We start from the raw sequence: 13,695 nt of genomic DNA, 5'->3' as shown, positions 1-13,695 counted from the left end.
GACGCAATGCGTATTCGCACCACCCTCGCCGCCACGGCGCTCGCCGCCGTGGCCGTCCTGGCCGGTGCCGGCACCGCCGCCGCGGGCGACGCGACCGCCAACGGTGTCGCCTTCGGCTCGCCCGGTGTGCTGTCGGGCAACCAGATCCAGATCCCGATCAACCTCGAAGCCAATGTCTGCGGCAACTCGATCGGTATCATCTCGATCCTGAACCCGGCCTTCGGCAACACCTGCATCAACGCGTGACCCGTGCGCTGGGGCCGTCCGTCGAACCCGACGGGCGGTCCCAGCGCCGCGTCCGGGGCCGGGCCGGTCGTGCCGCGCCCGGGCGTGCTCCGGTACCCCCGTTCGGGGGTGGCGGCAGGGCCCCGGGAACGGGACCATGGTCCCCGACCCGCCCCGTCGCACCCAGGAGCCCGCACGTGCCGACCACGCCGACCCCGCGCAGCTACTCCTCCGGTACCTCGGACGTCCCCCTGCTCGGCGACACCATCGGGGAGAACCTGGACCGCGCGGTGCGCGCCTTCCCCGACCGCGACGCCCTGGTCGACCGCCCCACCGCCCGCCGCTGGACGTACGCCGAACTCGCCGTCGACGTCGACGCCGTGGCCCTCGGCCTGCTGGAGCTCGGCATCGCCAAGGGCGACCGGGTCGGCATCTGGGCGCCCAACTGCGCCGAGTGGACGCTCACCCAGTACGCCACGGCCAAGCTCGGCGCCGTCCTGGTCACGGTCAACCCCGCCTACCGCGCGCACGAGCTGGAGTACGTGCTGAACCAGGCGGGCATCCGGCTACTGGTCGCCGCCGAGCGGTTCAAGTCCTCCGACTACGCCGCGATGATCGACGAAGTCCGTCCCCGCTGCCCCGAGTTGGAGCGGGTGCTGCTGATCGGCGGCCCGACCTGGGACGACCTGCTCGCCGCCGGCCGGCGGGCCGGCCCGCGGCTGGTCGCGGAATTCGCCGCCCGCCAGGGCGAGTTGGCCCCCGACGACCCGATCAACATCCAGTACACCTCGGGGACCACCGGCTTCCCCAAGGGTGCGACCCTCTCGCACCACAACATCCTCAACAACGGGTACTTCGTCGGCGAGCTGCTCGACTACACCGAGCAGGACCGGATCTGCATCCCGGTCCCCTTCTACCACTGCTTCGGCATGGTGATGGGAAACCTGGCGGCTACCTCGCACGGCGCCTGCACGGTGATCCCGGCGCCGTCCTTCGAGCCCGGTGCCACGCTGGCCGCCGTCGCCGCCGAGCGCTGCACCTCGCTGTACGGCGTGCCGACCATGTTCATCGCCGAGCTCGCCGACCCGGACTTCGAGCGCCACGACCTCGGCAGCCTGCGCACCGGCATCATGGCCGGCTCGCCGTGCCCGAGCGAGGTGATGAAGGAGGTCATCGGGCGGATGGGCATGGCCGAGGTCTCCATCTGCTACGGCATGACCGAGACCTCGCCGGTCTCCACCCAGACCCGCGTCGACGATCCGGTCGAGCGCCGGGTCTCCACCGTCGGCCGGGTCGGCCCGCACCTGGAGGTCAAGGTCGTCGACCCGGCCACCGGCCGTACCGTCCCGCGCGGCGAGCCCGGCGAGCTGTGCACCCGCGGCTACTCCGTCATGCTCGGCTACTGGGGCGAGCCCGAGCGCACCGCCGAGGCCGTCGACGCCGCGCGCTGGATGCACACCGGGGACCTCGCGGTGATGGACGAGGACGGGTACCTCGCCATCACCGGGCGGATCAAGGACATGGTGATCCGCGGCGGCGAGAACCTCTACCCGCGCGAGATCGAGGAGTTCCTCCACGCCCACCCGGACGTCCTGGACGTCCAGGTCATCGGCGTCCCCGACCCGAAGTACGGCGAGGAGCTGATGGCCTGGGTCCGGATGCGCGAGGGCGCCGAACCGCTCACCGCGGAGGCCGTCCGGGAGTACTGCGCCGGCCGGCTCGCACACTTCAAGATCCCGCGCTACGTGCACGTGGTCGAGGAGTTCCCGATGACGGTCACCGGGAAGATCCGGAAGGTCGAGATGCGCGAGGAGGCGCAGCGGATCCTGGGGCTGTAGGGCGGCCGACGGCTTCCGCCCGCACCGGCGGCGCGTGTCGCCGGTGCGCGTTCGCCCGGGCGGGTGGAAGAGCGGGCGATCGGGAATGCGGCGCCGTTGGTGTGCGCACAGTCCCGGCATGACTGCTCCCAGCCCGGTCCGCTCGCTGCTGACGGACGCCGCCCTCGCCGTGCTCCTCGCCCTGGCCCTCGCGTCCCCGGCGGTGCCCGCCCTCGGCGACCCGGTCGGGCCGGCGGCCGCCTGCACGCCGCATCCCGTCGACCGATCCGGTGACACCGCCGGCCCCTGCGGCCGCTGACCGGGCCAGTCCGGGGGCGAACCCGGCCGCCGGGCGGGAGAGTGTGATCATGCCCCTCGACGTCACCGTGGAACGCCTGATCCCCCGCCCGCCCGCCGAGGTCGCCGGCTACGCCATGGACTGGCGCCGCGACCACGAGTGGACCCAGGGAATCCGCAGCGCCGCCCTCACCAGGGAGGCCGACACCGGGGGCTTCGGCGTGGGCGCCGAGGTCACCCGGACCGCCCACTTCCTCGGGCGGCGCTTCGAATACGTGCTGCGGGTGGCCGGCTACGCCCCGCCGCAGGTGCTCGACATGGTCTCGGTGGCCGGGCCGATGCCGATGCACGTCACCTACACCTTCGAGCCCACCCAGGGCGGCACCTTCGCCCGCATCCGCGTCCGCGGCGGATCCACGGGTTTCCACCGCCTCACCGCGCCCTTGATGTCCCGCCAGGTCCGCTCCTCCCTCACCAAGGACCTGCGCGCCCTCGAAGCCCGCCTCACCGCCTGACCGCTCCGGACCGACCCCCGTCCGGAGCCCGTCCCGCGCGGCCGCCGTCGGCCCCTCGGCGTTCGCTTCGCTCCGGTATCGTGCGCCGTCGTTCGGGCCCGACGGGAAGAGGTGCAGGTCAATGAGTGGGTCGGCGTCGGCTGCCGGGCCGGGGGAGTTGCGGCGGCACCTGGGCGTGTTCGACGCCGTGGTGATCGGGCTGGGGTCGATGATCGGCGCGGGCGTCTTCGCCGCGCTGGCGCCCGCCGCGGCCGCCGCCGGCTCCGGGCTGCTGATCGGACTGGCGCTGGCCGGGGTGGTGGCGTACTGCAACGCGACCTCCTCCGCCCGGCTCGCCGCCCGCTACCCGCAGTCCGGCGGCACCTACGTCTACGGCCGGGAGCGGCTCGGGGAGTTCTGGGGGTACCTCGCCGGGTGGGGCTTCGTCATCGGCAAGACCGCCTCCTGCGCGGCGATGGCGCTCACCGTGGGCTCCTACGTGTGGCCCGGCCAGGCCCACGCCGTCGCGGTCGCCGCGGTCGTGGCGCTGACCGCGGTCGACTACGTCGGCGTGCAGAAGGCCGCCTGGCTGACGCGGGCGATCGTCGCCGTCGTGCTGGGCGTGCTCGCCGCCGTGGTGGTGGCCTGCCTGAGCGGCGGCCAGGCGGACGCCGGCCGTTGGGCGGTCGGCGCGGACGCCGGGTTCCACGGGGTGCTGCAAGCCGCCGGCCTTCTGTTCTTCGCCTTCGCCGGGTACGCCCGGATCGCCACCCTCGGCGAGGAGGTGCGCGACCCGCAGCGCACGATCCCGCGCGCGATCCCGCTCGCGCTGGGCATCACCCTGGTGGTGTACACGGCCGTCGCGCTCGCCGTCCTGGCCGTACTCGGCCCCGAACGCCTCGCCCACGCCGCGGCGCCGCTGGCGGACGCGGTCCGGGCAGCCGGGGTGCCCGGGCTGGCTCCGGTGGTGCGCGCCGGGGCGGCGGTGGCGGCCCTCGGCTCGCTGCTCGCGCTGATCCTCGGCGTCTCGCGCACCACGCTCGCGATGGCGCGCGACCGCCACCTGCCGCACGCCCTGGCCGCCGTCCACCCGCGCTTCGGCGTGCCGCACCGCGCCGCGCTGGCCGTCGGCGCGGTGGTGGCCGTCGTCGCGGCCGTCGGCGACGTGCGCGGCGCGATCGGCTTCTCCTCCTTCGGAGTGCTCGCCTACTACGCCGTCGCCAACGCCTCCGCCTGGACCCTCACGCCGGGCGAGGGCCGCCCGCCGAGGATCGTCCCGGTCGTCGGTACGGCCGGCTGCCTCGCGCTGGCCTTCGCCCTCCCGGCGGCCTCCGTCCTGTCGGGCGCGGTGGTGCTCGGGCTCGGCGCCGCCGCGTACGGCCTGCGCAAGGCGGTGGCCCGCCGCTGAGGCCCCCGGTCGGCCGGTGAGCCGGTGCGGGCAGCCCGTCCGGACGGCCCCGGCGAGCCCGGCCTCGCCCCGGGCCGGCACCCGGACCGCGGGAACGCCGACGGCCGGCGAGGCGCAGTGCCTCGCCGGCCGTCGGCGTACACGGGTGTTACCGGCCGCCCCACGGCTCGTCCGTCGAGACGATCTCGCGGCCGAGCGGCGTCAGCGAGACCGGGATCATCTTCAGGTTGGCCCAGCCGAAGGGGATCCCGATGATCGACAGGAACAGCGGAACGCTGGTGATCAGGTGCGCCAGCGCCAGCCACCACCCGGCGAAGACCAGCCAGATCACATTTCCGACGCAGGACGCCGCCCCGGCGTCCGACCGCTCCACCGCCGTCCGCCCGAACGGCCACAGGATGAAGCCGGCGAGCGTGTCTACGCCCTTAGGGGTTGTTCCGCTCCGCGAAATGGTGCACCCCCAGCGGCGCGGGGCGGATCCGAACAGCCCGCTCGGCGGTGCGTCGTCGGTGGCGCGAGAGACCGTTCGTCCCCGCCCGGCCGGCGGCCGGTTACATCCGGTCGCCTCCCGCCGTGCCCGTCCGCACCCGCCGGGCCCTAGGCTGGGGCCGTGATCGAGCTCCCCGGCTTCGCCGTCCTGCTGGCCCGTCTGCTGGACCACCGGGGCCTGGCACCCGGCGACCTGGCCCGGTGGGCGGAGGCCGCCGAGCCCGAGGTGGCTGCGGTCCTCGCCGGCGCCGCGCCCGAACCCGCGCTGCTGCGCCGGCTCGCGCCCGCCCTCGGCCTGGACGCCGCCGACCTCTTCGAGTTCGCCGCCCTCCCGCTGCCGGAGGACCTCGCCCCGGCCGGTGGCATGGCCACTACCTCGATCACCGGTCTGGTGCGGCTCGCCCTCGCGCTGCCGCCCGCGTCCCGGGCCGAACTCCGCTCCGGCGTCGCCGCGCTGCCGTCCGCACGGCACCGCGGGCGGATCGAGGGCCTGCCCGCCGCCCTGCCGGACCGGCACACGCCGGGGAACCTGCTGATGCGGATGGTCGCCACCCGCAACCTCGGCTGGAACGGCACCGCGAAGGTCGTCCAGCTGCTGACCGGTCGTTCCCGGATGGCCACCGCCTACGGCCGGGTCGCCTCCGGCGAGGCCGAGTTGACCCCGGAGCTGGTCGCCGACCTCGCCACCGTGCTGGCCGTGCCCGCGGCGGACCTCGCCGCGATCCTCGGCCTCCCGCTGCCGGCGGCCGCCCCGGTGCCGGGCGAGGCCGTCACCGACGCCGCCCTGCTGCTCCGGGACCTCCGGCGCCTGGGCGTCGAGCAGTTGCGCGAGGCCGAGGACCTCGCCCGGGCCCTGCCGCCGGCCTGAGCCGCCCGAGTACGGCGGACGAGGTCCAGGCGGTGCACGCGACATCGGGGTCCGGTCCTTCGGGAGAGAACAGGCCGCGACCCAGCCGGCACGGAGGCGGGAAAGATTTTTCGCGCCGACATTGAACCGTTCCCCTCCGGGACTCGTGTGGAAGGTATCCGGGCGCTCAGCGCTCGGATCGTCAAGCACCCACTCTCCAGGGGGAGTTCGCCATGCCGAAGTACGCCGCGCCCACGTTCGCCACGCGCCGGATGCTCGCCGCCACCGGCGTCGCCGTGCTCGCGCTCGCCGCCGGCGCCTGCGGACCGGACACGGCCGACGGCTCCGGGGGGAGCGCGGCCACGTCTGCCGCCGCCCCTCCGGCCGCCACGTCGTCAGCCCCGGCCACCGGCGGCGCCGGCGGGGTCCGGCTCGTGGCCGTGAAGTCGGCCACGCTCGGGCCGGTCGTCACCGACTCCGCCGGCCGGACCCTGTACCGCTTCGACAAGGACACCGCCAAGCCGTCCGCGAGCACCTGCGTCGATGCCTGCGCCGCGAAGTGGCCGCCGCTCACGGCCCAGGACGCGGTCCAGGTCACCGGAGTGGACTCCGCCCTGGTCGGCAGTGTGGCCCGGCCGGACGGCACGAAGCAGGTGACCCTGAACGGCTGGCCGCTCTACCGCTTCGCCGGGGACACCGCGGCGGGGCAGACCAACGGGCAGGGCGTCGGTGGCACGTGGTTCGCGAGCACGCCCGAGGGGAAGAAGGCGCCGGGCACGACCGGGCAGGCCGCTTCGCCGACCGCCGCGCAGAGCGGCGGCTACTCCGGAGGCTACTGACGGGCCGAGCACGGCGGCGGGGCGGCCGGCGCCGCCTTGCCCGTGCGGGGACCCGTCGCCCAGACTGTCGCGGTGCACCGGAACCGCAATCACCACCCGTCGGGGGGTGTCGCCCTCCCGGTCGGCGTCCTGCTCTGCCTCGTCCTGGGGCTGTCGCTGTTGGCGCTCCGGTTCCGGCCCGGCGGGCCGGAACCGGCGTCCGAGTTCGTCGACATCACCGCGGTGGCGGCCACCGCGCCCGCGCCGTCGGCCGTCGGCCCGGACGCCTCCGGCGGATCGTACGCGCAGGACTGCGGACGCAACCAGGAGGGCCACCGCAACGCCGACAACGTGGTGGTCTCCCCCGGGACGGTGGGCGGCGCCCACCACGTGCACGACTACGTCGGCAACCTCTCCACGGACGCGGACTCCACCGACGACAGCCTCGCCGCGGCCCCGACCACCTGCACCGACGGCGACCGCTCGACGTACTACTGGCCGGTGCTGCGCCGCACCGACCGCGTCGCCCCGGCGCCGAGCACCGCCGTGGCGGCCTCCGGCGACCCGCACGACGTCCCCGGCGAGATCCTTGCTCCCGAGCGGGTCTCCATCGAGTACCTCGGCAATCCGTGGTCGAAGGTCGTGCCGATGCCGCGCTTCCTCCGGCTCCTGGAAGGCGACCCGGCCGCCGCCACCGACGGCGGCGCCGAGGCCGGCGCCCGCTGGGGCTGTACGGGATTCGCCGACCGCACGACCACCGACCGCTACCCGCTCTGCCCCGCCGACAGCATGCTCACCCGCACCCTGGACTTCCCCAGCTGCTGGGACGGACGCGGCACCGACAGCCCGGGCCACCGCGCCCACGTGCGGTTCCCGTCCGCCGGCGGCCTCTGCCCGCACGGCACCTTCGCGATCCCGCACCTGCGGGTGACCGTCGGCTACCGCCCGCCCCCACCCCGGGCCTTCGCCCTGGACGCCTTCCCCGAGCAGCGGCACAGTCCGCTCACCGACCACGCCGTGTACATCGGCCTGATGACCAACCGGCAGATGGCCTCCGTGGTGGCCTGCCTGAACGAGAACCGCAACTGTCGGGAATCCGGTTGAACCGGACGGCCGCCTCGTACGTGCTGGACGTGGCACCCGACGACGGAGGAATGGCGGATGGCGAGGACACGACCGGGCGGACGGCAGGACGCCGCCGACGAGGCACTGATCCGAACGCTCTACGAGCAGCACGGCGGCGCACTGCTCGCCTACGCCGTCCGGCTCACCGGTGACCGCGCGGCGGCCGAGGACGCCGTGCAGGAGACGCTGATCCGGGCCTGGCGCAATCCCGAGGCGCTGACCGAGGCCCGGGGATCGGTGCGCGGCTGGCTGCTGACCGTGGAGCGCAACCTGATCACCGACCGGTTCCGGGCCCGGGCCGCCCGACCGGCCGAGGTGGCGGAGGTGTCCGAGGCGACGGCCACCGTGCCGGTCGAACGCGATCACGCCGAGGGCGTGGTGGAGACGCTGGTGATGTCGCAGGCGCTGGAACGCCTCTCGCCCGAACACCGCGACGTGCTGCGCTCGATCTACTTCCAGCGACTGTCGGTCACCGAGGCCGCGGAGCAGCTGGGCATACCCGCCGGGACGGTCAAGTCCCGCGCGCACTACGCGCTCCGGGCGCTGCGGCGCTCGTACACCGACAGGACGGGGACGTGGCAGGAGGTGTCGGTGTGACCAGGGACGACGCGGGTACGGGCGGCATGGGCACGGAAGACGTGAACGCGAACGGTACGGGTGCGGACGGCACGGGCGCGGAGGGTGCGGGCCCGGTGCCGCACGAGCGGATCGCCGAGCTCGTCGGTGCCCACGTGCTGGGCGTGCTCGATCCGGACGAGTCGGCGGCGGTCGAACGGCACCTGGCCGACTGCCCCGCTTGCCGACAGGAGGTGGCCGAGTTGCGGGAGCTGGAGACCGTCCTGGGCGAGGTGCCGCCCGAGCTGCTGGTGGACGGCCCGCCCGCGGGCGGTGACCTGCTGCTGCAGCGCACCCTGCGGCAGGCGCGGGCGGAACGCGGAGCGTCGCTGGTCCGGCGCCGGACCCGGATCGGCGCGGTCGCGGCCGTCGCGGCAGCGGCGGCACTGGTCCTCGGGATCGCCGTGGGCCGCGGCACGGTCACCGCACCGCCGGTGGCCGCCGGCCCGGCCCCGACCGCAGCGCCGAGCGCGACCGTCACCCCGCCGCCGGCCGGGACCAGGACCGGCTCCGTGACGGATCCGGCCACCGGTGCCCGAATGACGCTGACGATGACCCCGGCGATGGGCTGGGTGCGGGTGAACGCGGCGGTCACCGGAATCCCGGCCGGCCAGCGCTGCCACCTGGTGGTCAACGCCAGGGGTGGGGCGACGGCGGACGCGGGCAGCTGGCTGGTCTCCGCTGTCGGCGCCAAGTCCGGTACCACATTGGACGGTTCGGCGATCGTCTCGCCGGATGACGTGGTCTCGGTGTCGGTCGTCAACGAGTCCGGACAGACCTTCGTGACGGTCCCGGTGTAGGGCTCCGCCGCCCGCCGGACCCGTGGTCCGGTGGGCGGGGCAGGCCCCGCCTCCCGCGCCGCTCCCCCGGGGGGCGCATTCGGGGGAAGGTCCGGGGTCGGGGCCCGGGAGCGGGACGGTCAGGCGGGGCGGGGGAGGTAGGCGAGGCCGTGGGCGCCGGGCTCGGCGCGCTTGGGGAGGGTGAGGCGGGAGACCGGCGTGAGGGTGTCGAGGTCGATGACGTCGACGGTGGAGGAGACGACGGAGGAGACGTAGGCGAGTCGGCCGTCCGGGGAGGAGGCGATGGTCAGGGGGAAGAGGCCGATCTCGACGGAGCCGAGGAGCCGGTGGTCGTCGGTGGAGAAGACGCTGAGGCGGCCGGGGAGCTGGCGGCCCAGCCGGGAGTCCGGGTCGGGCGCCGAACGGACCTCGCCGGCCAGGAGCTTGCCGGTGGAGGTGAGGTGGACGGGGAGCGCGGCGGACCCGGTCGGGAGGGTGTCGACGACCGAGGCCGTGCGGGCGTCGATGACGCGGATGCCGGGGGTCGCGTCGGGCCGGCCGGCGAAGCCGAGGTAGGGCCCGGCGACGTACGCCCGGGTGCCGTCGGGGGAGACGGCGAGGCCCTCGCTGCCGGGGACCTCGACCTTGGCGGTCAGGACACCCTTGTCGAGGTCCACGATCGAGACGAACGGGGCCTCCTTGTTGGTGGCGAAGCCGGTGCGACCGTCCGGGGAGACGGCGAACCAGTGCGGGCCGGGGGCGTCGGTGTCGATCCGGCCGATCGGGCGGCGGGTGTCGGTGTCGACGACCACGACGCCGCCGGGGCGGTCCGGGCCGCCCTCCACGCTGACGTAGAGGCGACCGCGGGCGGTGTCCAACGCCAGGCCGTGCGGGCCGTGTTCGGGGGCGAGGTCGATCACCTCGACGATCCGGCGGGTGTCGGCGTCGATCACGGTCAGCTCGGTGCGGCGGCCGCCGTTGGCGTGGTAGTAGCCGGAGTGGTAGGCGCTGGTGCACCAGAGCAGGCGCTGGGTCGGGTCGAAGCACAACTCGTGCGGCTCGGCGAGGACTTCGACGGTGTCGAGGAGCCGGTCGGTGGCGGCGTCGAAGAAGGAGACGGTCGGGCCGCTCTGGCTGACGGCGGCGAGGACGTCTCCGGCGAGGTGGGAACGGGACATGGTGGACACAGGTGCTCCTTGAAGCGGGTCTTCCCGGTGGACGTCTCCACCCTCCGGCTCCCGGGACGGTGGAACAATGCAAGGATGGGCACGGGATAGTTGACCGGAACGCAAAGATGCAGTTCAGGAGCCATGGATGGACCTCAACTTGCTGCGGGCCCTGGACGCCCTGCTGCAGGAGAACAGTGTGACCAAGGCCGCCGAGCGGCTCGGCACCTCACCGGCGGCGGTGAGCCGGACGCTGGCCCGGCTGCGCCGCACGGTCGGCGACCCGCTGCTGGTGCGGGCCGGACAGGGGATGGTGCCGACCCCGCGGGCGCTCGAACTCCGGGAGGAGGTGGGCGCGTTGCTGCGCGACTGCGACAACGTGCTGCGCCCCGGGGCGGGGTTCGAGCCGGTTCACCTGGAGCGGACCTTCACCGTGCAGACCAGTGACGTCGTCCTGGTCCGGGTGGCCGGGTCGCTGACCGAGCGGATCCGCGCGGAGGCGCCCAAGGTCGACACGGTGTTCCTGCCGGAGGCGCTGGAGGGCGGGCCGGCGCTGCGGCAGGGGCTCGTGGACGTCGAGGTGGGCGTGCTGGGGCACCTGGACCCGGAGATCCGGAGCCGGCCACTGGTCCGGGCACCCCTGGTGGGCGTGGCCCGCGGTGGGCATCCGCTGTTCGACGGGCGGATCACCGCACGGCGCTTCGCCGCGGCCGACCACATCGGCGTCTCGCGGCGCGGCAGGCGGCTCGGGCCGATCGACGCCGCGCTGGCCGAGCGCGGGCTGCGGCGCCGGGTGGCGGTGGTGGTGCCGAGCCACACCAGCGCGATGCTGCTGGCCCGGGACAGCGACCTGGTCGCGCTCGGGGTGGCGGACTGGCTGCCGGAGACGGTCGAGGCGCTGGGCCTGCGCTCCTTCCCGATCCCGCTCGAACTCGACCCGCTGGAGCTGGGGATGGCCTGGCACCCGCGCAACTCGGCCGACCCGGGCCACCGTTGGTTCCGCGAGCACCTGGCGGCGGCCGTCCGGCGGGCGGGGCAGCAGTGAGCCGGGCGCGGTACGGATCCCACTGTCCGTACCGCGCCCGGTGATCGGTGGCCCCGGCGGCCGGCGTTCCGCGGCCGCCGGGCGTTCGGCGGCTACCGGCGGAGCGGACCCTCGCAGGTGTAGTCGGCGGTACCGGCCTTGCCGCCGGTCCAGACGTCGACCTTGCCGAAGCTGCAGTTCATGTCGTTGAGGTTGTTCGCCCCCTTGACGTCCTTGGTGCGGGTGAGGATGAAGTAGTCCACGGTGTCGGACATGTCCTTGAAGACCTTGTCCGGGTTGGCGGAGTCGGAGAGGTTGGCGGTGATGCGGCCGGTGCAGACGAAGCGCATCGGCTTGTTGGCCCAGTCGCCGTTGTCCTTGCAGTCGGGCGTGATGCCGGTGGCGGCGGCGAAGTCCGCCTGGACGTCGTCGGCCCACGCGAGGTCGAGGGAGCCGTTCGGGACGAAGGAGGTCGACGGGACGTACAGGTTGTCGACGTTCTTGATCTGGGCGTCGAGGAAGGCGGAGTACTCCTTTTGCAGGGTGGCGTCGGCGCCGACCCGGTCGCGCCAGGCGTCGAAGCCGGCCGGGTCGTCGGCGCGCTGGTAGCCGTACATCTCGCGGATCAGCGAGGGGTGTTGCTGCCAGAGGAACTCGAAGAAGGTGCCGGCGTAGTTGTAGAAGTGGAAGGCCGGGGTGTCGGCGTAACGGGCGTGCAGGAGCTGGGCGATGGTCATCCGGGGGATGCCGGCAGCCTCGTCCGCGGCCAGCTTGCTGACCAGCGACTTGCGCACCAGGATGCCGTGGTCGCGGGTGGAGCCGTCGAAGAACTCGGCGGTTCCCTCGTCCATCGCGGTGGTCTTGTCGTCGGCGTACCAGCGCGAGTCGCCGAAGTAACCCGGCACCGCCCAACGGCCGTTGAGGTAGTGCACGTACTCGTGGCGGAACAGCTCTTCGAGGGTGAGCTGGGAGTCCTGCGGGACGCGTCGCTGGTAGGTGTAGAAGGTGGCGCCGCGCTCGATGTAGATCCCGCCGTTGCTGGTGGAGAAGCCGGTGAGGATCGGGTGGTAGACCTCGTAGTCGGCGCGTGAGGCGTACAGGTGGATGTGCAGGGTGGCGTTGGCGTCCCCGGCGAGCGGCTGGTCGGTGCCGAGCACCCGGAAGTACTGGGACTTGACCTGCTTGCTCGCGTAGTACATCTGGTCGACGGTGGCCTTGTCGAGGGCGGTGCGGACCTCGATGGCGCCGTTGTCGTAGGTGTACGTGTTCGGGAAGAGCTTCGCCTCCAGGTCGGGTATGCAGACGCCGTACTGCTGGCAGGCGCCGTAGGTGGCGGCCCAGCCGATGGCCTTGGCCCACGGGTCGGACCACTCGCCGAAGGCGGTCCGGGTGGCGTCGATCAGCCGGCCGAGGTCGGCGACGGTGGCGTCGTGCAGGGCCGGCACCTGCCCGAACCGGCCGTACTCGGCGACGGCGTCGCGGGCGGCCCAGGCGTTCTTGGTGCCCTTGAGGTGGCCCCAGGAGGCGTAGGCGCGGAACGCGGCGCGGTAGTCGGCGTCGCCGGCGACGGCGGCGAGGAAGGCCGGGTCCTGGTTGTAGATGCCCAGGTAGTTGAGGTTGAGCGCCTGGAGGACGGCCTTGCCCCACGCGGCGCTGTCGGCCACCGTGGTGCCGGGGGCGAGCACGCCGAGGATGCGCCGGGCGAGGCCGAGGTTGTTCTGGCGCAGGCCGTCGGCGCCGGCGGTGATGGCGGTCTCGCGCAGGATGTTCGCGGCGAGGTCGGTGCGGTCGAAGGCGTGCGCGCTGCCCGCGTACGCCGTGATCGCGCGCTGGATGGAGCCGAGCGTGGCGGGGTCGGAGACGTTCAGCTCGTGGTGGGTGAAGGCGTGGTAGACGGTCGCGTGCAGGTACGTCCACAGCTCGTAGACGTGCGAGGAGCCGGTGCCGTCGTCGGTGGCGGACAGCTGGGTGAGCCGGTCGGCGACCGCCCGGACGTGGGCGTTGTCCATGGTGGTGGTGAAGCGGGCGTCCCAGGTCCAGAGGATCGAGTTCAGACAGCCGTCCGCGGTGACCGCCGGATCGGTGAGGAAGGCGACGAGCTGGTCGGCGCCGAGGCGAGTGAGCCCGTCGACGGTGCAGGGCACGCCGGCGCCGCTGGTGGGCGGGGTGGCGGCGGTGGTGCCGGCGACCTGGTCGGCGGTCGGCGCGGGCGCGCCGACGTGGTCGGGCAGCAACCCGGGGATGAGCGTGCTGCCGAGCGAGCCGCCGCCGGGGGCCGGGGCCGGGGCGCCGGGCTTGGCGGTGTCGTCGCCGAGGTGGTCGACGTCGTCGTAGGCGGTGAGCGGGTCGGGGGCGGGCGTGGAGCTCTTCGGTGCGGTCGGCGCCGAGGCCGGGGCGGAGGCCGCGGGGGTGGGGGTGAGGGCCTGGGCGGTCTGCAGCGTGGGCAGCGTGAGGGTGACGGCCATCGCGGAGGCGAGCAGGACTCGCCGGGCTACGCGGGAAGTTGACACCGGATCTCCTGGAGGGGGAAGTGGCAGGGCGGTGCGAGGCGGCAGTGCCGTGGGTTCCGGCCCGGGACTGCCGGGGCGAGG

The 13,695-nt window shown here is 74.2% G+C and carries 14 protein-coding genes; 11 read left to right on the top strand and 3 right to left on the bottom strand.

Annotated features, from left to right (window positions below):
• Positions 1-6: 6 nt before the first annotated feature.
• The 5 genes from ACIGG8_RS11390 (at position 7) to ACIGG8_RS11370 (ending at position 4,241) form a co-directional block, all read left to right on the top strand.
• Entirely contained in the window at positions 7-246 is a 240-nt protein-coding gene (locus tag ACIGG8_RS11390; protein WP_396547212.1) for a chaplin, read from the top strand.
• Positions 247-422: 176 nt separating this feature from the next.
• The gene (locus ACIGG8_RS11385) at positions 423-2,063 is read left to right on the top strand and encodes an AMP-binding protein (protein ID WP_396547211.1); all 1,641 of its coding nucleotides are present in this window, start codon (positions 423-425) and stop codon (positions 2,061-2,063) included.
• 118 nt (positions 2,064-2,181) lie between these two features.
• Positions 2,182-2,361, top strand: coding sequence for a hypothetical protein (locus ACIGG8_RS11380; RefSeq protein WP_396547210.1), 180 nt, complete (start codon positions 2,182-2,184; stop codon positions 2,359-2,361).
• A gap of 49 nt (positions 2,362-2,410) precedes the next feature.
• Complete coding sequence (locus ACIGG8_RS11375) at positions 2,411-2,854, top strand: SRPBCC family protein (RefSeq protein ID WP_396547208.1); 444 nt, start codon at positions 2,411-2,413, stop codon at positions 2,852-2,854.
• 121 nt (positions 2,855-2,975) lie between these two features.
• Positions 2,976-4,241 (top strand): APC family permease, encoded by a 1,266-nt coding sequence (locus tag ACIGG8_RS11370; RefSeq protein WP_396547206.1) that lies wholly within the window; start codon positions 2,976-2,978, stop codon positions 4,239-4,241.
• 148 nt (positions 4,242-4,389) lie between these two features.
• On the opposite strand, the gene ACIGG8_RS11365 is transcribed toward ACIGG8_RS11370, so the two are convergent.
• The gene (locus tag ACIGG8_RS11365) at positions 4,390-4,692 is read right to left on the bottom strand and encodes a YccF domain-containing protein (RefSeq protein WP_396547294.1); all 303 of its coding nucleotides are present in this window, start codon (positions 4,690-4,692) and stop codon (positions 4,390-4,392) included.
• Between the two features lie 159 nt (positions 4,693-4,851).
• Here ACIGG8_RS11365 and ACIGG8_RS11360 point away from each other — a divergent pair, with 159 nt between their 5' ends.
• From ACIGG8_RS11360 to ACIGG8_RS11340, 5 genes are all read left to right on the top strand, one after another.
• Complete coding sequence (locus ACIGG8_RS11360; RefSeq protein WP_396547204.1) at positions 4,852-5,598, top strand: hypothetical protein; 747 nt, start codon at positions 4,852-4,854, stop codon at positions 5,596-5,598.
• A gap of 212 nt (positions 5,599-5,810) precedes the next feature.
• The gene (locus ACIGG8_RS11355) at positions 5,811-6,416 is read left to right on the top strand and encodes a hypothetical protein (protein ID WP_396547203.1); all 606 of its coding nucleotides are present in this window, start codon (positions 5,811-5,813) and stop codon (positions 6,414-6,416) included.
• Positions 6,417-6,488: 72 nt separating this feature from the next.
• Positions 6,489-7,499, top strand: coding sequence for a DUF1996 domain-containing protein (locus tag ACIGG8_RS11350; protein WP_396547201.1), 1,011 nt, complete (start codon positions 6,489-6,491; stop codon positions 7,497-7,499).
• Between the two features lie 57 nt (positions 7,500-7,556).
• Positions 7,557-8,117 carry a sigma-70 family RNA polymerase sigma factor gene (locus ACIGG8_RS11345; protein ID WP_189924553.1) on the top strand — a complete coding sequence of 187 codons (561 nt, stop codon included), beginning with the start codon at positions 7,557-7,559 and terminating at the stop codon, positions 8,115-8,117.
• The gene (locus ACIGG8_RS11340) at positions 8,114-8,935 is read left to right on the top strand and encodes an anti-sigma factor family protein (protein WP_396547199.1); all 822 of its coding nucleotides are present in this window, start codon (positions 8,114-8,116) and stop codon (positions 8,933-8,935) included. Before ACIGG8_RS11345 ends, ACIGG8_RS11340 begins: the two co-directional genes overlap by 4 nt.
• Positions 8,936-9,054: 119 nt before the next feature.
• Here ACIGG8_RS11340 and ACIGG8_RS11335 read toward each other — a convergent pair whose 3' ends face one another.
• The gene (locus tag ACIGG8_RS11335; RefSeq protein ID WP_396547293.1) at positions 9,055-10,092 is read right to left on the bottom strand and encodes a YncE family protein; all 1,038 of its coding nucleotides are present in this window, start codon (positions 10,090-10,092) and stop codon (positions 9,055-9,057) included.
• Between the two features lie 136 nt (positions 10,093-10,228).
• Here ACIGG8_RS11335 and ACIGG8_RS11330 point away from each other — a divergent pair, with 136 nt between their 5' ends.
• Positions 10,229-11,125 (top strand): LysR family transcriptional regulator, encoded by an 897-nt coding sequence (locus tag ACIGG8_RS11330; RefSeq protein WP_396547197.1) that lies wholly within the window; start codon positions 10,229-10,231, stop codon positions 11,123-11,125.
• Between the two features lie 92 nt (positions 11,126-11,217).
• Here ACIGG8_RS11330 and ACIGG8_RS11325 read toward each other — a convergent pair whose 3' ends face one another.
• Positions 11,218-13,614 (bottom strand): collagenase, encoded by a 2,397-nt coding sequence (locus tag ACIGG8_RS11325; protein WP_396547195.1) that lies wholly within the window; start codon positions 13,612-13,614, stop codon positions 11,218-11,220.
• Positions 13,615-13,695 lie beyond the last annotated feature (81 nt).

The organism is Kitasatospora sp. NPDC085464 (assembly GCF_044541955.1).
Classification (GTDB): Bacteria; Actinomycetota; Actinomycetes; order Streptomycetales; family Streptomycetaceae; genus Kitasatospora.
The sequence above is the reverse complement of the archived record's forward strand: the minus strand, read 5'-3'. Positions and strand labels throughout refer to the sequence as shown.

Excerpts from the sequence above, each read along its gene's own strand:
- ACIGG8_RS11390 (WP_396547212.1), top strand. The coding sequence starts at position 7 with ATGCGTATTCGCACCACCCTCGCCGCCACGGCGCTCGCCGCCGTGGCC.
- ACIGG8_RS11380 (WP_396547210.1), top strand. The coding sequence starts at position 2,182 with ATGACTGCTCCCAGCCCGGTCCGCTCGCTGCTGACGGACGCCGCCCTC.
- ACIGG8_RS11375 (WP_396547208.1), top strand. The coding sequence starts at position 2,411 with ATGCCCCTCGACGTCACCGTGGAACGCCTGATCCCCCGCCCGCCCGCC.
- ACIGG8_RS11370 (WP_396547206.1), top strand. The coding sequence starts at position 2,976 with ATGAGTGGGTCGGCGTCGGCTGCCGGGCCGGGGGAGTTGCGGCGGCAC.
- ACIGG8_RS11355 (WP_396547203.1), top strand. The coding sequence starts at position 5,811 with ATGCCGAAGTACGCCGCGCCCACGTTCGCCACGCGCCGGATGCTCGCC.
- ACIGG8_RS11345 (WP_189924553.1), top strand. The coding sequence starts at position 7,557 with ATGGCGAGGACACGACCGGGCGGACGGCAGGACGCCGCCGACGAGGCA.
- ACIGG8_RS11335 (WP_396547293.1), bottom strand. The coding sequence starts at position 10,092 with ATGTCCCGTTCCCACCTCGCCGGAGACGTCCTCGCCGCCGTCAGCCAG.
- ACIGG8_RS11330 (WP_396547197.1), top strand. The coding sequence starts at position 10,229 with ATGGACCTCAACTTGCTGCGGGCCCTGGACGCCCTGCTGCAGGAGAAC.